Raw genomic sequence first — 17,867 nt, 5'->3', positions numbered from 1 at the left:
ACGGAAAAACCAACTGACGAACTCAAGGCGATCACGGAAATTGGCTACGGTAACGGCAATGACAAATCTGCCCAAATAGTGTCGTCTGGACCCATAGTCAAAGACAAACTTCATTTTAGAGCCGCAGGTAGCTGGCGGGAATTTGATGGGCTGCATGACAACATCACAACAGGGAAGAAGTCAGACCACCTTGAAGAGTATAGTCTGCGACTCCGCGCGGATTATCAACCAAGCGAAAATCTGAATCTGGATCTAAGACTGTCAAGACATCAAACTACTATTGGTGGTGCATTCGTACCGGTGCCCGATGGCAATCCAAACATTATCATCCCTGTCCAGGCGGGAATCAACAGTAAAAGTAAGAATAGGTTGACCGACGCTTCTATAAAAATAGATTACGAAACATCACTTGGAACACTCACATCTGTTACGTCCTGGTCGGAAGTTTCACTTGATATGCTGCAGCAGCTGGGACAGGGTATACCCAATCCAACTCTCGGTGCCACTCAAGGGCGCGCATCGGAAAGTATCAGCGAAGATTTTCGTCTGCAATCATCAACAGACGAAAAGTTGCGATATGTGGTGGGAGCATACTACCTGTATTACAAGCCAGAAATTTCAACGACAATTCTATTTCTAGATGAGACATTTCAACCTGCTGGGAAGTTAACGGTGGCCCAAACCGAAAATTCCAGTGATGCATACGCAGTATATGGCCAGCTGAACTACGATCTATCCGAGGACCTTGAGCTCACCTTGGGATTGCGGTACGACCGCCAAAAAATCGAACAGATTGACTTGCTTCGAGATGCTACCCGCACAGATGTGTCGTTTGACTCGTTGCAGCCCAAAGTGTCGCTGGCATATTCACTCAATCCTGACTCGCTCGTCTACGCAACGTATTCAGAAGGTTTTCGATCCGGTGGTTTCAATGCGCCATCACCACTTTTTCCTCTGGTGTATGACGCCGAGAGTACTGAGAACGTCGAAATAGGCATGAAGACCAGTTTTATGGATGGCAGTTTTATCTTCAACGTGGCAGGATTTTATACCAGAGATGAGAACCAGCCTTTGCAACGGTTGGTTGTGGCTACGCAGGGCATTACAACCATTGAGGAGACTGAGTTCAAGGGTCTTGATGTGGATGCAACGGTCCATGTTGGGGAGGGCCTGGTTCTCACTGGTGGAATTGGGTGGATAGACAGCGAAATTAAAGATTATGATGGCTCCGATACCTATGTCGGCAATCGAGCGCCCTTATCGTATGAGTTTTCTTACAATGTTGCTGCTCAGTACTCGATGAACTTCGGTGAGTTCGATCTGGTAAGCCGAGTTGATGTATCCAGAAATCAAGGGCTCTACTGGCACGTGGATAATGAGCATAAACAGTCGTCTGTCACATTGGTAAATGGCCGCATGGCGCTGGAGTTTGAAAAGCTTGAGTTGGCGGTATATGCGAAAAATCTCTTTAATGAAAAGTATTACCAGGAGTACTGCTCCCGGGTATTCTGCGGGGCACCTTTAATCCTTCATGGTTGGGAGCACTTCGACAATATGGCGTGACCGCAAGATATAGATTCTGAACTCTTATACGTTCAGTTTAACGAGTTGATACTGGTTCGTGGCTATATCCAATGAGGGAGAGGATGCCCTCATTGGATATCCCTGTTTGAGCATACCAGAGTGTATACATGCTCAGATTTTTAGGTCGTGCTGAGCAAGGTTTGTATGTGCGCTTCGTTAGAACAAGAATCACCAGTGTTATTACAAGAGAAAGTTTTCTTGCGTCTATCATCTACTATTGGTCTGGAGAAGCTCAATGCCTGAAGGCGATGTGGCTCGTCACATAAGTGCCAGTCCGTGGCCAAAATCGGGTTATGCCTGGTATGTGGTTATCATTCTGTCTTTCTGCTATTTGGTTTCATTTGTTGACAGGCAAATACTGAATCTACTCGTTCCTTTAATCCAGGAAGATCTTGGTATTAGTGATACTCAGATCAGTCTGTTGCAGGGCCTCTCTTTCGCAGTTTTCTATTCCTTTTTAGGCATACCAATAGGGATGGCTGTTGATAAGGGGCCCCGTGTCCCCATAATTCTCGCGGGTATTGCAGTCTGGAGTGTCATGACCGCTGTTTGTGGACTTACCAAAACCTATTGGCATCTTTTTGCTGCGCGAGTTGGGGTCGGGGTTGGAGAAGCAACCTTGTCGCCCGCGGCGTACTCCATTATCGCTGATTATATTCCGCCTCGGAAGCGGGCATTGGCCATGTCCATTTACTTCATGGGAGCCACTGTTGGGATTTCAATGGCCATGCTGGGCGGGGCGGCGGCGATAGGGTGGGCGGAAGGGCTGGGAGATGTACAAATCTGGTTGGTCGGAGTTCTAAAACCCTGGCAAATAACGTTCGTCCTGGCAGCACTCCCCGGACTTCTGGCGTTCGGCCTGATGCTGTCCATCAGGGAGCCGGCACGACGCATGTCCGGAATTGGGAAACCAGCTGGTTCTCATTTGACGGACAGGGCAATTTCTTTGGGCGAGATCAAGGATTACTTGTTGGAGAATCGGCGTGTCTACATAGCGATATTTGGGGGATTTACTTTATTTTCACTTATAAGCTTCGGATTCCTTGCATGGATTCCTACTTACATGGTGCGTGTACACGGTTTGGCACCCAGCGAGACTGGCTGGGTGGTCGGGCTTATATACTTGATTGGAGGGATCGGTGGCACTCTTTTCGGAGGGTGGCTAAGTGACTGGATGTACTCACGGGGCAAAAAGGACGCTCCACTGCGCGTGGCAATTCTAGCGGCAGCCGGTGTTTCATTGCTCGCGCCAGTGGCAACTTTGACGCCTGCACTGGAATTATCAGTGATCCTGTTGGCAGGATCCGTGTTCTTTTTGTTGATGCCTTTGGGGTTGGCCGCCGTGGCCCTGCAGGCGGTAACACCCAATCGAATGCGGGGTCAGGTAAGTGCTCTTTATCTTTTCTTTGTGACGATGGGAGCGATGGGGCTCGGCCCCACTTCAGTCGCGCTATTGACAGACTTCTTTTTCCAAGATCCGTCTGCCGTAGGGAAGTCGTTGTCAACAGTTGCTATAGCCGCCACGCCCTTGGCCCTAATAATGCTTGCCTCGGGCTTGTCGCGGTATCGACAGTTAATTGTAGATGATGATTCCTAAGTGATGTCAATTCCTTTGCCGGAGTTGTGGCTCACACCATGACTTTGGTTTGGTGCTCCGCTGGTATTGGGGTGAGGAAGGTGCCATTTGGCTACTGGCAGCTCTCGGTTTTCAGGAAATCGCGTAAGTACGCATTTCGTTTCGTCGTAATGGAAGACAGCAAATAGACTAATGATAAATTTCTACCTGGTTACCCGCTCTGGGGAAGAGTTTGAAGTAAAGGGGCACGTCGGCTGCAGTCTTATGGAAGCTATCGAGCATAGTGGGAAAGGAGATTTGGCAGCCATATGCGGTGGCTGTTGTTCGTGCGGAACCTGCCATGTGTACATACAAAGCCAGTTCTTACCCGGATTACCTGCAATCTGTGACTATGAGCGAGACTTGCTTGAATGTTCTCCTCATCAAAGACAGGACTCTCGTCTTTCGTGCCAAGTGCAGCTTACCGAGGAACTAAGTGACATGAGAGTTACTATTGCTCCTGAAGACTAACTGGAACGTTTTTATTATTCCCGGACGCAAGCATTCTGTACTATAGGCCATCAAGTGGTGATGTCGGGCCCCGAGCATCGGGTTAGTGCCCAGGCAGTGATCGTCTCGGAGCACGACCATCGAATGTCCACCATCCGCGGCAATGACGCTGCCTGTCATATAGCAGGATACTGGAGAGGCCGCCGGCAGCGTCAGGATGTCTCCACTGGCGGCAACCAGAAAATTCCGCCACACTTGCAGCAGCGCCCCTCAAGGAGATTGCCATGAAGCAGGTTGCAACCACAGTCACCGCTATCTTGCTTGGTACGGGTTTGGCAGCGCTGGTAGCCTGTGCCGAGCCAACGGCCCCCCAGCCGACAGCGAGGCACCAGCCGAGTCCGCAACACCACCTGCAACAACTGTTCGGCCCGACTTTACGCTGCCGCCCGCAGAGGCCTTCGACGCCGCATCGGTGGCGGCCTATGAGGGTGACCACCAGGCCGTCTACGCCCATATCGACGCCAGCCTGGACCAACACCTGACCAACATCCAGCGCTGGCTGCGACAACCTTCGATCAGTGCGCAGAACATCGGCATCCAGGAAATGGCGGAAATGGTACGCAGTGATCTGGAGGGGATGGGCTTCCAGGAAACTGCCATCGTCGAGACTGACGGTCATCCGGGCGTCTGGGGCTATTATGACGCCGGGGCCGAGCGCACCCTGATGCTGTATATGATGTACGACGTGCAACCAGTGGACGAGGCCGACTGGCGCAGCCCGCCTTTTGAAGCGAAGCTGGTTGATCACGAGTTGGGTCAGGTCGTGATGGCACGCGGTGCGACCAACCAGAAGGGGCCGCAGCGTGCCCTGCTCAATGCCATTGAGTCGATCATCGCAGTGGACGGCACCCTGCCGGTAAACCTGATGATCACCGCCGAGGGCGAGGAGGAGCTGGGGTCACCGCACTACCCCCAGATCATCGACCAGTACGAAGCCAGACTGAAATCAGCTGACGGCGTACTGTTCCCCTTCAACTCGCAGACTGCAGACGGCGCCGCCAGCCTGAACCTGGGCGTGAAGGGCATTCTGTATTTCGAGGCGGAAGCGCAGGGTGGCACCTGGGGCGGCCCGGTCGAGGCCGAGATCCACGGCTCCTACAAAGCCATCGTCGACTCGCCGGTGTGGCGCCTGGTACAGGCGCTGTCGACGCTGGTATCGGAAGATGGCAATACCATTCTGGTGCCGGAATACTACGGCGGCGTCCGGCCGCCGACGGAAGAGGAAGGCGCCCTGATCGCCGGCCTGCTGGAAAATCACGATGACGCGAGGCTGAAAGAAATCTTCCAGGTCGATCGCTGGATCGATGACATGAGTGGCGAGGAAGTCCTGCGCAACCTGATCTACATGCCGACGCTGAATATCGACGGCATTTACGGCGGTTATACCGGGGAGGGCGTAAAAACCATCCTGCCGCACATGGCGACCGCCAAACTGGATTCCCGGCTGCCGGTCGGGATAGATCCCGACGAGGCCTTCGACAGGATTCGCGCTCACCTGGACGCCAACGGTTATGAAGACATTGTCCTGCGCAAGTTGTCGTCCTACCCCGCATCGCAGACCTCGGTCCACACTCCGCTGGTACAGGCCGTGATCGGTGTGTTCAACAAGTACGGTGTGACCCCGACCGTCAACCCCCGACTGGCCGGCAGCGCGCCATTTTACCAGTTTACCGAGCGTCTGGGATTGCCGATGGTGCCGACCGGCTTCGGCTTCGGTACCGGCGCTCACGCGCCCAACGAGATCATGCTGATCGAACCCGCGGAAGGCGCGGGCCCGGCAGGCCTGGCGGATATTGAGAAGGCCTATGTAGACATGCTCTATGCCTTGTCCCGTGCAGAATGACTGCAGGCTGACAATGCTGTAGCCGGCCGTTCCACGGAGTCCAGCAAACCCGGGCCCGCTTACCAGACCATTCCAGACATTCCCCGAATTTCGGTCAGTGGGATACGGGCTGGTAACCTGGCGCCAGTTGCGCATAATGGCCGCTGGGTCTTGTCCAGGGAGTCTGGTCTATGAATATGAGCAAGGTGATCTTCGCCTTCTTCGTGCTGCTGGCAGTAACGCTGAATTTCGGTTTCTTCATCGGCGATATCGACAATCCCGATCACCACAATGTCTATGAATTGTTCGCGGCGCTGGTGGTGGGCCTGATCGCCACGATCCTGAAGTTCGGCGAACGCTCGCAGATGGGCGCTGTGTTGCTGGCCTCCAGTCTGGTGGTTGATCTGCAGCTGATTGCCGCCGCGCTGATCTGGGCGGTGGGCGCACACATGACCGAGGGGGCCTGACGCCCGGAGTGATGGCATCAATTGTCTCCCTGTCCGGTGGCGCCCTGCTGGCCAACCTGGTGTCACTGGTGCTGCTGACACTGGAGACATCCGGGCTCAGCCGCTGAGCCGGGCCGGGCCGTGAACAACTCCTTCTTTTTCCTGTTCTTCCGGCGCATGCGGGCGCCACTGATCGTGCTGGTGTGCGCCTACGCGATCGCCACTTTCGGCTTTACCTTGATTCCGGGCACCGATGACCAGGGTAATCCCTGGCGCATGAGCCTGTTCGAGGCCTTCTACGTGGTCAGCTACACCGGCAGCACCATCGGCTTCGGTGAGGTGCCCTACGACTTCTCGCCAGCTCAGCGGCTGTGGACCATCATCAGTATCTACCTGACGGTGATAGCCTGGCTGTTCTCGGTAGGCTCGATCGTCGCCTTGCTGCAGGACCCGGTCTATACCCGGGCCATGCGCCGGACCCGCCTGTCGCGGCGGGTGCGGGGGCTGGACCAGCCCTTCTATCTGGTTTGCGGCTATGGCGACACCGGCCGCATGCTGACCCGGGAACTGACAGACCGCGGCCACCCGGTGGTGGTAATTGATACCGCCGAACACAAGATTGAAGCCCACGAGGTGGAGGACTTCCGCGCCCCGGTGACCGCATTTTGCATGAACGCGAGCCTGCCGGACAACCTCCGCGAGGCGGGCCTGAGCAACCGCTGGTGCGCAGGCGTGATCGCGGTGACCGGCGACGGCCAGGCCAACCTGAAGATTGCCATCAGCGCCAAGCTGCTGAACCGCAAGTCCATCGTATACGCCCGCGCCAATACCTTTGGGGAGGCGGACAACATGCTTTCCTTTGACACGGACCATGTGGTCAATCCGGTTGATGAGTACGTGCGCCGGTTGGGACTGGCCATCGAAAAACCGGACCTGTTCCGGCTGTATCATTGGCTCAATTCCGGGCCGGCATCCCGGCTGGTGAAGCCCGTTGCCATTCCCCGCGGACGCTGGATTGTCTGCGGTTTTGACCGGGTCGGACGAGCGGTCTATCAGTTGCTGCTGGAACAGGGCATGGAGGTTGCAGTGATTGATCCCGAGCCCGGACAGCGGGGCTGCCCCCAGATACTGTCGCCGGCCGCGGTACCCAGGCGGACCAGCTCGAAGCGGCAGGGGTGACGTCGGCAGCTGGCATCGTTGCTGCCACGCCAGACGACGCTGACAACCTCTCCATCCTGATTACCGCGCGGGCATTGAACCCGGGGCTGTTCCATGTGGTCTTGGAAAATGGTCTCTCCAGCCACTCCCTGTTCCGGGCCGCAAAGCCTGACTTTATCGGTCAGCCCAGCGTGGTGGTGGCGGGTACGATTCTGAGCCGGATTGCCTCGGGCATGACAGAACCCTTTTTTCAGAGCCTGCTGCACCAGGACAATGACCTGGCCCGCCGCTTGCTGGCACGGCTGCTGCGGCACCAGCATGAACAGCCACCTGAGCTGACTGCGGGGCGCATCAGCGTCCGCCGCACTCCGGCGCTGGCCCGGGCCCTGGCCAGCGGCGAAACCGTCACCATCCGCCAGTTGCTGACCGACCCTCGCAACCGCGAGCGCCGGTTACCCCTGGAGGTGATCTATATCCGGCGTCAGCAGCAGGATGTCCTGTGGCCGGAGGATTCCATGCCCCTGGCACTGGGCGACCAACTGTTGCTGGCCGGCCGCGACAGCGCTGCGGCAACGGTAAGCGCCATGCTGGAGAACGACAGACAGCTGGCATATGTGCTCACCGGTATCGACAAACAGCAAGGCTGGCTGTGGCAGTGGCTTGAGCGTCGCGCAGGATGACTGTGCCCACGGCCCGCGGGCGCCCCGAACCGCGCGCGCAAAACAGACACTTCAGCGCGATGAAACGATAGGGCGCATCAACTGGGAGTTGGGGTCGCGCACAAAGTGCGGCGACTTCCACGGTGGGCCGGCATGGGGTGGCCGGTGGGGAGGATGCGGCCGCCAGGGCCGCCGCGCCACGGGCACATAGATATACTGATAGCGAACCAGTTCAACTTTGTCTGCTTTGCCGTTCTCTCCGCTGTCTGTGGAGGCGGGCGCTGCTTCCTGCTGACGCCTGCGCCGCAGTTCGCGTTGCTGCTCCCGTTCCTGTCGGGCACTCGCCATCCGGTCCGTGGTTTCCCGCATCCGTTGCAACTGCCGCAGCGATTCGTCCGGGCTGGCAGCCGTCACAGAAACAGGGATCTCCAGCGTTTCAACCGGCGCCTGGTCCGCAGGCGGCATGTCGGAGAAGCGCACTACACCCCGTTCATCCACGGATTTGTAAACCGTGGTTGCCGCCACCGGCAGCTGCCACAGCGCCAGCAGGGAACACAACAATATTGAACCGCGCATCGTCATCATTTCAGTATAGATCACCAGCAGCAGTTCTGGTTCCCCGGCTGGCCCGCCGTACGATCGTTACCCGCGTTCCCGTGTCAACGCCGCCCTGCTGGGCGGCCCTGTGAGTCCGGCACGACCCTGCCGGCAGCAGCCTGCAGGGCGCTACTGCCGCACGCCCTCGACATGCAGCTCCAGCTCCACTACCTGGGCGGCGGGCCCCAGGTCAAAGTCGATCCCGAATTCTTTCAGCGGCAACTCGGCTTTGCCTGCAAAACCGACCCGGTAGCCGCCCCACGGGTCCTCGCCGGCGCCAACCTTTTCCACTTCCATGGTTACCGGCCGGGTAACGCCATTGAGCGTAAATTCACCCACGACGTCGAAGGCACTGCCGTCATCCTCGATATCCCGGATCTCCGTGCTGACAAAACGGGCTTGCGGGTATTTGGCTACATTGAGGAAATCCTCACCACGCAGATGCTTGTCGCGTTCGGCATGGTTGCTGTCCACACTGCCGGTGACGATCTCGACTGCCACTTCGCTGGCAGCCACGTCGTCGGGATCATAGCTGAAGGTGCCGTTGAAATCGTTGAAGCGGCCCGTCAGCCAGCTGTAACCCAGATGCTGGATCTTGAAATTGATCGAAGCGTGGGCGCCCTCCCGGTCTATCACATAGTCGGCCGCCAGTGCTGCCTGGCTGCCCAGTCCCGGCCCCAGCAGCGCTGCCCCGAGCACTGTCGCCCGCAAAACCTGATTGAAGTTGTGCATTCATTTGTTCCTCTTGGTGGATGGATTGGTAGCCGGCTTCAGCATCCGCGACAGCGTGCCGTCGCGGATGACAAACTGGTGCAGCAGCGCCGCGGCTCCATGGCCAGCGGCAATAATCACCACCGCCCAGGAGAGCCATTCGTGCAATCTGCCGGCGCGATCAACCCCGTCGCCCGACAGCTGCAACAGGACGGGGAATTCGGCCCAGCCAAACAGGCTGGGCCCCTGGCCCTTGGCACTGGTGATCAGGTAGCCGGTCACCAGCACGGCAAAAACGCCCAGGTACAACAACAGTTTGGCCGCCGCTGCAGATCTCCGCACGGCAGTGCTGTAGCTGGACAGTGGTTCAGGGTTGCGGCTGGTCACGCGCCAGACCAGCCGCAGGCACATGAGCAGCAGCAGGCACAGGCCAATACTGATATGCAGGCGCGGAGCCTGATTGTACCAGGGATCATAGTAGCCCAGATCGACCATGTAGATACCCAGGCCAAACAGGAACAGGATGGCGATGGCGGATGTCCAGTGCAGCACTATGCTTACGAGGCCGTAGCCCCAGGGTCGGTCCTTCAACATGGTTACAGTCTCGTCGTCGCTCGATATCTTTGGAACATGCTGTCAGCGGTAGTCCAGGCAGTTTCGGACCGGGCCCAGCCATTGCACCCCCGGATCCCGGCCTGCCAGTCACAGCATAGCGACTGTTACTACCCGGTCAAGTCTGACCATGAGCTCCGGCAACAGTTCAGCCAAAGGCTGCCGCACTGGCGGCACGTGCAGTATATGCCGGTTCACGTTAGTATTGCCGCGAACCGACGACTGGAAAACTTGTCCATGCTGGTGTTTGCCACCAATGCGCTGGTTGTTACGCTGGCGGTCCTCCTGCACTATGAATTCCTGCACTGGCTGACAGTGCTATTGATCCAATCCCGTTTTGCCGGCCCCGAGGACCTACTGTGGAACTGAAAATCTTCTTCACCATATTCGCCGCCGTTTTCGTTGCCGAGCTGGGCGACAAGACTCAGCTGGCCACAATGCTGTTTGCGGCCGACAAAGAGGTCAGCAAGTGGACGGTGTTCGTGGCCGCCTCCGCGGCCCTGATCGTGGCCTCCGCCATCGGCGTACTGGCCGGCAGCCTGCTCTCGGCCTATATCAGTGAAAAACTGCTTTCTCTGGTGGCCGGCACAGGGTTTATCCTGATCGGCGCCTGGACGCTGTACAACGCCTGAGGTACCCCATGCCTGCACTGACGATCCGCCCGGCCCGGCCCGACGACTGCCCCCTCATCCTGCGCTTTGTGCGCGACCTGGCACGGTACGAAAAGGCACTGGAGGAAGTCACCGCGACTGAACAGCAATTGCAGGCCGTACTGTTTGGTGCCCGGCCCCGCGTGTACGCACTGATCGGCGAAGTCGATGGAAAGCCGGCCGGCTTTGCCGTGTATTTCTACAATTTCTCCACCTGGCTGGGACGCATGGGCCTGTATCTGGAAGACCTCTACGTCGACCCCTCCTCCCGCGGCAGCGGCCTGGGCAAGGCGCTGCTGAAGCATCTGGCCCGCCAGGCAGTGGCGGAGGGCTGCGGCCGCTTCGAATGGAATGTGCTGGACTGGAACCAGCCCGCCATCAGCTTCTACGAGTCTTTCGGTGCGCAGCCCCAAAAGGAGTGGACCGGCTACCGCCTGAGTGGTGCTGCACTGCGGGATTTCGCCGCCGACTGAACTGCGGCGCCCTGCCCTGCGATGCCCGTCCCGGGGATGCGGTTACGACGAGTGGCGTTCCCGGCGCGATGAACCGTGCCGGCCTGGCCCCGTTTCACCGTATACTGGGCCGATGCAAATACAGGACTTGCTACAGGACAAGCGCTACCTCTTCTGGATACTGCAGCTGGCGGGCTGGAGCGGCTGGGGTATGTCCTATTATCTTGGAGTCGTGGTATGGGGCCAGGCGCCGCCCAACTATGGGTGGTACCTGCCGTTGGTCAGCCTGATCGGCATGATCCTGACGCTGGGACTGAGGGCCCTGTACCGACACACCTGGAATCTGGGCCTGCTGCGCCAAATCAGCGCGATCCTGGCCGGCTCCTACCTCGCTGCACTGGTCTGGATGGCGTGCCGGTCAAGCATATTCGGCAACATGTTCCCTGAAGTCCGCAAGGCTTCCAGCAAAATCGACCTGCCGTGGTACTCCTACTTCGAGGGCACTATCTCGGCATTCTGGGTACTGCTGGTATGGAGCGCACTGTACTTCGGCATCAAGTACTACCTGCTGATGCAGGAGGAGAAACAACGTTCGCTGAAAGCGTTGTCCATGGCCCATGAGGCCCAACTGAAGATGCTGCGCTACCAGCTCAACCCGCACTTCCTGTTCAATACCCTGAACGCGATTTCCACGCTGATCCTGGATCACAACACCTCATTGGCCAATACCATGGTATCGCGTCTGAGCCGTTTCCTGCGCCATTCCCTGGACAGCGATCCGATGCAGAAGGTGACTGTGGAGGAGGAGGTCGACGCCCTGAAACTCTACCTGGACATCGAGAAAGTACGGTTTGAAGAGCGCTTGCAGTTGCATTTCAACATCGAGGAGCAGGCAAAAAAACTGCTGCTGCCCTCGCTGCTGCTGCAGCCGTTGGTGGAAAACTCGATCAAATATGCTATTGCCAACGCCCTGCACGGCGGTAGCATTGCCATCAGCGCCGCCGTTGAGGCCGAAGAGCTGGTACTGACGGTGGCCGACGACGGCCCGGGACTGGATCTGCGCAACGGTCGCAGTCCCAAGGGCGGCGGCGTGGGACTGATGAACATCCGTGAGCGCCTGCGCGAGCTGTACGGGAACCGGCAGTCGTTCCGGCTCACGGCCACTGAGCCGCACGGCTTGACCACCACCATACGCCTGCCCCTGGAACGGGAGGAGAGCCCCAGCCAATGACCCCCTGGCAGCGATCATTGTCGACGACGAAGGCCTGGCCCGGCGCGGCCTTTCCCTGCGTCTGCAGGCGCTGCCCGGCGTGCGGCTGGTAGCCGAATGCAGCAATGGCCCGGAGGCCCTGGAGGCGATAGCCGAGCACGAGCCCGACCTGGTGTTTCTGGACATCCAGATGCCGGGCATGAATGGTTTCGATGTCATATCGCGGTTGCAGACCGATACCATGCCGATGATCGTGTTTGTCACTGCCTACGACGAGTACGCGGTGGACGCATTCAAGGTGCATGCCGTGGATTACATACTCAAGCCAGTGGACGAGCAGCGACTGCAGGAGGCGGTCACGCGCGCCGCCAGGCAGCGTGACCAGCACGAGTCGGTGCGCGCCAGGGAACGGCTGGTGGAACTGGTAATGGGCATGACCGGCGCCAGTGCCCGCTCCGTTGCGCAGATGGCCGAGGCCGGCGACGGCAAGCCGCCCTGGCCGGAGAAACTGACCATCAAGGACGGCAATGATATCCACTTCATCCGGGTGGCGGATATCGGCTGGATAGATGCCGCCGGGGACTACATGTGCATCCATACCCCCAGCAAGACCCATATCATGCGCACCACGATGAAACAGCTGGAGGCGATGCTGGACCCCGGCCGCTTCCTCCGGGTACACCGCAGTACCATCGTCAATGCCGCCGGTATTACCGGCGCCCAGACCCTGAACAATGGCGAGTACCTGCTGAATCTCGAAGGCGGCTCCCGAATAAAGGTCAGCCGCGGCTACCGGGAGCGGATCAAAAACCTGCTGGAAAACTGAGCCGTGCCCCGGCGCACAGGCGCAGCCTTCAAGTCAGCCGGAACGATTCCTCCGCCGGGCCGCGGGCCCCGATTTCACCGATCACCGCGGCCGCACTGTAACCGGCCTCCCGCAGCTCCCGGCACAACAGCTCGGCCCGCGCTGCCGCCACTCCCAGCAGCAGCCCACCGCTGGTCTGGGGATCGAACAGCAGCTCCCGGCGTGGATCCGGCGGCCCCGGAGGACAGTTACCGAGGCCGGCATTGGCCTCGTGCATGGTACTGTAGATGCCCGCTGCAAGGCTGGCAAGAGCACCGGGCAGGACCGGCAGAGCCGCCAGACTGAGGCTGGCACCCTGCTGCGGCGCCAGCATTTCACGCAGGTGGCCCAGCAGACCGAATCCGGTGACGTCGGTGGCGGCGCTGGCACCGTGGACCAGCGCCAACCGGGCGGCCTGGTAGTTGCTCTGCAACATCATTGCGATGGCGGCGTCGATATCGCGACCATCGGCCCCTTGCTGCATATGGCGGGCAAACAATGTGCCGGTGCCCAGTGGCTTGGTAAGCAGCAGGCAATCACCCTCCACCAGCGCGCGCTTGTGCAGCAGTCGTCCCCCGCTGTCCAGCGGCTCGCCCTGAACCGCAAAGCCCAGCGCCAGCTCCGGCCCCTGCAGACTGTGTCCCCCCAGCAATTGGCAATCCAGCGGTTCAAATTCCGCCAGCGCGCCGCCCAGCAGCTGTTCCAGCTCTCGCTGCTGGAGCCCGGGCGCCGCAAAGGGCAGCGTCACCGCCGCCAGAGCCGCCAGCGGCCTGGCACCGCTGGCATACAGATCGGACAGGGCATGGTTGGCGGCAATGCGGCCCATGACCCAGGGGTCGCTGACCAGCTCGCGCAGAATATCGATGCTCTGCAACTGGATGCCGCCAGCGGGCACCGGCAGTACTGCGGCATCGTCGGCCGCAGCCGGGTCCGGACACAGCCGCGGGTAGCGCTGGCGCAGCCGGGCCAATGCCATTCGCAGGCTGTCACCCCCGACCTTGGCGCCGCAACCCCCGCAGGGGACGCGGGCATGATCCGCCAGCAGTTCCGGCAGCAGCTCGGGGAAGCGGGCAGGCATCCGCGGCGGCAGTTCCTCGAAGCGCGCCATGAAGGCGCGGTCGATCCGGTCCTTCCAGCGCCACACCCAGGCCCCGGTGGCACTGAAGGGGCCGCGGTCGGCGGTGGCGCGGCGTCCGCCCAGTGACAGCAACGAAAGGAAACGACGCTGCGGCCGGTGCTCGCGCAGCGGCCTGCCCAGCAGGACATTGCGCAGATTGTGGGCAAGCACCGGTGCTTGCCGCACGGCATACACGCCCGCCTTGGGGCGGGGGTGGTCCCGTTGGGTGGCTATATCGCCGGCGGCAAAAATCATTTCATCGTCCAGGCTCTGCAGGGTATCGCGAACACTGACGAAGCCATCAGCATCCGTGCGCAGGCCGCTGTCCGCCAGCCAGTGCGCAGCGACAGCGCCGGTGCACCAGAACAGATTGTCAAAGTGGGCGCTGCGGCCGTCTGTCAGGTAGAGGGTGCCGGCATCCACCTGCTGTACCCGGCTGCCGCAATGCAGTGCAATGCCGGCCCGTGCCAGCGCCTGCTTGACCGCCGCACGGGCGCGGGCATTGTAGCCCTGCAGGATGTCAGGGGCACCGCAGTAGAGCGTCAGGGCCACCGGCCCCCTCGCAGGCGTCTGGCCATGGCCAGGGCGAGCTCCACACTGCCGGCGCCGCCTCCCACCAGCGCTATCTGCGTCGGCGCGCCAGCAGTCCGGTCCTCCAGCTGCTGCTCCAGCGCCTGCCAGCGTTGCCACAGCCCGGCCACCGGCTTGACCGGCGTCGCGTGTTCTCGCGCTCCGGGTACACTGGCCAGCTCCGGCTCGGAGCCGATATCCAGGCTCAGGACGTCGTAGCCCAGCGGCAGGCGCCCGGGCAGGCTCAGCTGCCGCGCCGCGGGATCAAGCCCGTCAACCGCCGCGACGATGAAACGCGCGCCCGCCCACTGGCACAGACGCGCCAGATCAATATGGGTCTCTTCGAACCGGTAGTGGCCCGCGACCAGGCCTGGCAGCATCCCGGAATAGGGCGTGTGGCTGGCCGGTGACACCAGGGTGATCTGCAGGCCCGCGATCGGCTTCATCGCCAGCATGCGCAGCGCCAGCGCGTGGGCGTGACCGCCCCCCACCAGCACCAGGTCGCGGCACAGGCGGACCGGCGTCATCATTGCGCGCCGGCCCAGGCGACAACGGCGGCCCGGTCACCGCGAAACAGCAGTTCGCCACTGCGGCGCGACAATTGATAGTTGTACATCGGGTCGTAATAGCTTTCCAGCAACACGGCGATCCAGGCCCGGTGGGCCGCGGTGTCTCCAGTGGCCGACTGTACTGTGAATGCCTGCTGCATGAGCCCGCGAATCCGCTGATGGCGCTCGCCGCCCAAGCGCTTGCGGATGCGGTCCAGGCCTTCCAGCAACCGCTCCCGATGCAGCTCCGCACCGGCCGCGGCACCGTGGCTCTCGCCGTAGCGCCGCGCCAGGTCCACCACATAGTCCTGCAGAATGATCTCCACCCGCTGCTCCAGGCTCTCCTCTACCACCGCCATCGGCGCGCTCTGCATTTGCTTAACGAGCTTTTCCGGCAGCGCCACGCGCCCGATCAGCCGGCCCTCATCCTCCAGATAAACGGTATCGCCGTCACCCCGCGCCAGCAGCTGCAACAGCGCTATGCTGAGGCTGTTTTCGAAATCCACCTGGCTGGGCTGGCCCTCGGGCAGGTGGCCAAAGCTGGAACCGCGGTGACGCGCCAGACCTTCAAGGTCCAAGGCGCGCTCCAGCGCCGTGACGACCCGGGTCTTGCCGGTACCGGTGCGGCCACTGATCAAAACCAGCCGCGCCCGCTTCAGAGAATGCTCCAGCTCGTCGATCAGAAAGCGCCGCAGCGCCTTGTAGCCACCGCTCACCCGCGGATAGGCGATACCTTCGTCTGCCAGCCACTGCTGCACCGTCTGCGAGCGCAGGCCACCGCGCCAGCAATACAGGTAGCCGCCGGGATGGCCGCGGGCAAACTCGCACCAGGCGGCAACCCGGCGCTCGCGTTCGGCCCCCGACACCAGCCGGTGCCCCAGGGCTATCGCTGCCGCCTGTCCCTGGCGCTTGTAGCAGGTGCCCACCGCAGCCCGCTCCTGGTCGCTCATCAGCGGCAGATTTTGAGCGGTGGGGAAGGCGCCGTGGACAAACTCGCCGGGGGAGCGCAAATCCAGGAACGGGACGTCGTCCAGGAACAGCTGGCGATAATCGGCAGTGTCTGCTCGCGGGCTCACGGCTGGCGCTGGCGCCTGGTCCGGGGAAATTGCACGGTGCAGCTACTCCGCCTCGCCGCCAAACAGTTCCATGACCCGTTGCTGGAGCTTGGTCACCGCATCGGACATCAGCGCAAAATCTGCGTCCAGGCGGGCCGCCTGGTCGGCTTCGGGCAGGTCGGCGTTCTCCTTCATCAGTTCATCCGAAAATTTCAGCCGGCGCAGGCACAGGTCTTCCGCCAGCACCAGCGACAGGCGCTCCTCCCAGGACAGCGACAGGCGCGCTACCTCCTTGCCGGCATTGAGGTGAGCCTCCACCTCTTCTCCCAACAAATCAACGCCGCGGCAGCGCACTACACCACCCTCATCGCCGGGTTCGCGCAGCTCGCACTCCTCCCCCAGGGCAAAGTCCGCAGGCAGACTCTGGTGGGCCAGCCACCCCGTCATCGTCGCGGTGGGGGCATTGTTGACCTGGGGCAGCACCACCGGGAAACTGCCGATGCATTCGCGCAGCAGGTTCAGGAATTCCTCTGCCCGGTTGGCGCTGGAGGCGTCGACGAAGATCCAGTTGGCGCGGGTGTCGATGTAGGCGTAGACATAGGATGAGCGGCTGAAGGCCCGCGGCAGACAGTTCAGCACGATCTCGTCCTGCAGTGTAAGGCGCTCCTTGCGATAGACCTTGCGGCCCTGCTGCTCCTCGATCGCCTCGACTTTTTCCTGCAACTGCTCCCGCACCACGGTGGAGGGCAGCAGTTTCTCCTCCCGCCGCAGCCGCAGCAGGAAGCGGCCATTGACCGGATGCACCAGCTCGGTGGTGGGCTCGCCAAGGGCCGGCACCCAGCCCATGGAAAGCGGCTGCGTCGCGGTGCAGGGGGTATAGAGGCGCTGGGCGAGCTGCTCCCCCAACTGCTCCGGTGACAGGTCGAACGGACTGGTCAGGCGATAGGCCCGGACATTCTTGAACCACATAAACGATTATCCCGTGACTGGCAAAAGCCGTGGATTGTACCTCAACTGCCGCCCGCCAGGGGCAGGCTTGCTCCCGCCTGATGACGCGCCTACCATGACAGGCTTCTGCCCAACCACGGAAACACTCTGCAATGAAATACCTGCACACCATGGTCCGCGCCAGTGATCTAGAGGCCTCGCTGGACTTCTACTGCAATAAACTGGGGCTGGTGGAGGTGCGCCGTCACGAAAGCGAAGGCGGCCGCTTCACGCTGGTCTACCTGGCCGCGCCGGACGATGTCGCCAGCGCCGAACAGGGCGACAGCCCATTGCTGGAAATTACCTGGAACTGGGATCCGGAGTCCTACGACGGCGGCCGCAACTTCGGCCACCTGGCCTACCGGGTGGACGACATCTACGCCTGCTGCCAGCGTCTGCTGAATGCCGGTGTAACCATCAACCGGCCACCCCGCGACGGCCACATGGCATTCATCCGCTCGCCGGACGGCATTTCCATCGAATTGCTGCAGCAGGACGGCGCCCTGCCACCGCAGGAACCGTGGGCCTCAATGCCCAATACCGGCAGCTGGTGAGGTAATCCCCCTCAACTGAGTGGCACTTACTCAGAGTCTGCTTCGGTGTGAGGGCGCTACTCCCGGAGAGTACTGTCGAGACCGTATGCGACATGGATGTCGCATCCGAGCCCCCAGGGAAGGGTTGACGGCGTGTCTCGACAGTACTCTCCGGGAGTAGTGACCG

Annotated in this window: 21 protein-coding genes; 14 read left to right on the top strand and 7 right to left on the bottom strand. The window is 60.6% G+C overall.

Going from position 1 to position 17,867, the window contains the following annotated elements:
• Window positions 1-78: 78 nt before the first annotated feature.
• The 8 genes from G3T16_RS10475 (at window position 79) to G3T16_RS10445 (ending at window position 7,815) form a co-directional block, all read left to right on the top strand.
• The gene (locus tag G3T16_RS10475; RefSeq protein ID WP_163495193.1) at window positions 79-1,563 is read left to right on the top strand and encodes a TonB-dependent receptor; all 1,485 of its coding nucleotides are present in this window, start codon (window positions 79-81) and stop codon (window positions 1,561-1,563) included.
• A gap of 256 nt (window positions 1,564-1,819) precedes the next feature.
• Window positions 1,820-3,181 carry an MFS transporter gene (locus G3T16_RS10470; protein ID WP_163495191.1) on the top strand — a complete coding sequence of 454 codons (1,362 nt, stop codon included), beginning with the start codon at window positions 1,820-1,822 and terminating at the stop codon, window positions 3,179-3,181.
• 171 nt (window positions 3,182-3,352) lie between these two features.
• Window positions 3,353-3,670 carry a 2Fe-2S iron-sulfur cluster-binding protein gene (locus G3T16_RS23085; RefSeq protein ID WP_163495189.1) on the top strand — a complete coding sequence of 106 codons (318 nt, stop codon included), beginning with the start codon at window positions 3,353-3,355 and terminating at the stop codon, window positions 3,668-3,670.
• A gap of 451 nt (window positions 3,671-4,121) precedes the next feature.
• Entirely contained in the window at window positions 4,122-5,552 is a 1,431-nt protein-coding gene (locus G3T16_RS10460; RefSeq protein ID WP_197911637.1) for a M20/M25/M40 family metallo-hydrolase, read from the top strand.
• 170 nt (window positions 5,553-5,722) lie between these two features.
• Window positions 5,723-5,998, top strand: a complete 276-nt coding sequence (locus G3T16_RS10455) for a DUF6394 family protein (RefSeq protein WP_197911636.1) — start codon at window positions 5,723-5,725, stop codon at window positions 5,996-5,998.
• Window positions 5,999-6,009: 11 nt separating this feature from the next.
• The gene (locus G3T16_RS22820; RefSeq protein WP_332102892.1) at window positions 6,010-6,105 is read left to right on the top strand and encodes a hypothetical protein; all 96 of its coding nucleotides are present in this window, start codon (window positions 6,010-6,012) and stop codon (window positions 6,103-6,105) included.
• Between the two features lie 13 nt (window positions 6,106-6,118).
• A complete protein-coding gene (locus G3T16_RS10450) occupies window positions 6,119-7,156 on the top strand; it encodes a potassium channel family protein (protein WP_163495186.1) in 1,038 nt (345 codons plus the stop codon).
• On the top strand, window positions 7,153-7,815 hold the full coding sequence (locus G3T16_RS10445; protein WP_232059035.1) for a hypothetical protein: 663 nt from the start codon (window positions 7,153-7,155) through the stop codon (window positions 7,813-7,815). Before G3T16_RS10450 ends, G3T16_RS10445 begins: the two co-directional genes overlap by 4 nt.
• Before the next feature lie 51 nt (window positions 7,816-7,866).
• On the opposite strand, the gene G3T16_RS10440 is transcribed toward G3T16_RS10445, so the two are convergent.
• From G3T16_RS10440 to G3T16_RS10430, 3 genes are all read right to left on the bottom strand, one after another.
• On the bottom strand, window positions 7,867-8,394 hold the full coding sequence (locus G3T16_RS10440) for a DUF4124 domain-containing protein (protein WP_163495184.1): 528 nt from the start codon (window positions 8,392-8,394) through the stop codon (window positions 7,867-7,869).
• A 126-nt stretch (window positions 8,395-8,520) separates the two neighbouring features.
• Window positions 8,521-9,123 (bottom strand): YceI family protein, encoded by a 603-nt coding sequence (locus tag G3T16_RS10435; RefSeq protein WP_163495183.1) that lies wholly within the window; start codon window positions 9,121-9,123, stop codon window positions 8,521-8,523.
• The gene (locus tag G3T16_RS10430) at window positions 9,124-9,696 is read right to left on the bottom strand and encodes a cytochrome b (protein ID WP_163495182.1); all 573 of its coding nucleotides are present in this window, start codon (window positions 9,694-9,696) and stop codon (window positions 9,124-9,126) included. It lies immediately after the preceding gene.
• Between the two features lie 204 nt (window positions 9,697-9,900).
• Here G3T16_RS10430 and G3T16_RS10425 point away from each other — a divergent pair, with 204 nt between their 5' ends.
• The 5 genes from G3T16_RS10425 to G3T16_RS10405 all read left to right on the top strand — a co-directional run bounded on the left by G3T16_RS10425 (window position 9,901) and on the right by G3T16_RS10405 (window position 12,852).
• Complete coding sequence (locus G3T16_RS10425) at window positions 9,901-10,083, top strand: hypothetical protein (protein ID WP_163495180.1); 183 nt, start codon at window positions 9,901-9,903, stop codon at window positions 10,081-10,083.
• Entirely contained in the window at window positions 10,074-10,346 is a 273-nt protein-coding gene (locus G3T16_RS10420) for a TMEM165/GDT1 family protein (protein WP_163495179.1), read from the top strand. The genes G3T16_RS10425 and G3T16_RS10420 overlap by 10 nt, the downstream gene beginning before the upstream one ends.
• Before the next feature lie 8 nt (window positions 10,347-10,354).
• On the top strand, window positions 10,355-10,837 hold the full coding sequence (locus G3T16_RS10415) for a GNAT family N-acetyltransferase (protein ID WP_163495178.1): 483 nt from the start codon (window positions 10,355-10,357) through the stop codon (window positions 10,835-10,837).
• A 112-nt stretch (window positions 10,838-10,949) separates the two neighbouring features.
• A complete protein-coding gene (locus G3T16_RS10410) occupies window positions 10,950-12,047 on the top strand; it encodes a sensor histidine kinase (RefSeq protein WP_163495176.1) in 1,098 nt (365 codons plus the stop codon).
• A 4-nt stretch (window positions 12,048-12,051) separates the two neighbouring features.
• A complete protein-coding gene (locus G3T16_RS10405; protein ID WP_163497051.1) occupies window positions 12,052-12,852 on the top strand; it encodes a LytR/AlgR family response regulator transcription factor in 801 nt (266 codons plus the stop codon).
• Between the two features lie 28 nt (window positions 12,853-12,880).
• On the opposite strand, the gene selD is transcribed toward G3T16_RS10405, so the two are convergent.
• Genes selD through rdgC form a run of 4 tightly spaced genes read right to left on the bottom strand, consistent with a single transcriptional unit; the run spans window position 12,881 to window position 17,129 of the window.
• Window positions 12,881-14,539, bottom strand: coding sequence for a selenide, water dikinase SelD (gene selD / locus G3T16_RS22465; protein WP_163495174.1), 1,659 nt, complete (start codon window positions 14,537-14,539; stop codon window positions 12,881-12,883).
• On the bottom strand, window positions 14,530-15,087 hold the full coding sequence (locus G3T16_RS22460) for an FAD-dependent oxidoreductase (protein WP_163495173.1): 558 nt from the start codon (window positions 15,085-15,087) through the stop codon (window positions 14,530-14,532). Before G3T16_RS22460 ends, selD begins: the two co-directional genes overlap by 10 nt.
• Window positions 15,084-16,181 carry a tRNA 2-selenouridine(34) synthase MnmH gene (mnmH, locus tag G3T16_RS10390; RefSeq protein WP_163495171.1) on the bottom strand — a complete coding sequence of 366 codons (1,098 nt, stop codon included), beginning with the start codon at window positions 16,179-16,181 and terminating at the stop codon, window positions 15,084-15,086. Before mnmH ends, G3T16_RS22460 begins: the two co-directional genes overlap by 4 nt.
• 42 nt (window positions 16,182-16,223) lie before the next feature.
• Window positions 16,224-17,129, bottom strand: coding sequence for a recombination-associated protein RdgC (gene rdgC, locus G3T16_RS10385; protein WP_163495169.1), 906 nt, complete (start codon window positions 17,127-17,129; stop codon window positions 16,224-16,226).
• 131 nt (window positions 17,130-17,260) lie between these two features.
• Between rdgC and G3T16_RS10380 the strand changes: the two genes are divergently transcribed.
• Window positions 17,261-17,701, top strand: coding sequence for a VOC family protein (locus tag G3T16_RS10380; protein ID WP_163495167.1), 441 nt, complete (start codon window positions 17,261-17,263; stop codon window positions 17,699-17,701).
• Window positions 17,702-17,867: the final 166 nt, after the last annotated feature.

The organism is Kineobactrum salinum (genome assembly GCF_010669285.1).
Lineage (GTDB): Bacteria > Pseudomonadota > Gammaproteobacteria > Pseudomonadales > Halieaceae > Kineobactrum > Kineobactrum salinum.
Note: the sequence above shows the minus strand (reverse complement) of the source record. Positions and strands in the feature narration are given on the sequence as shown.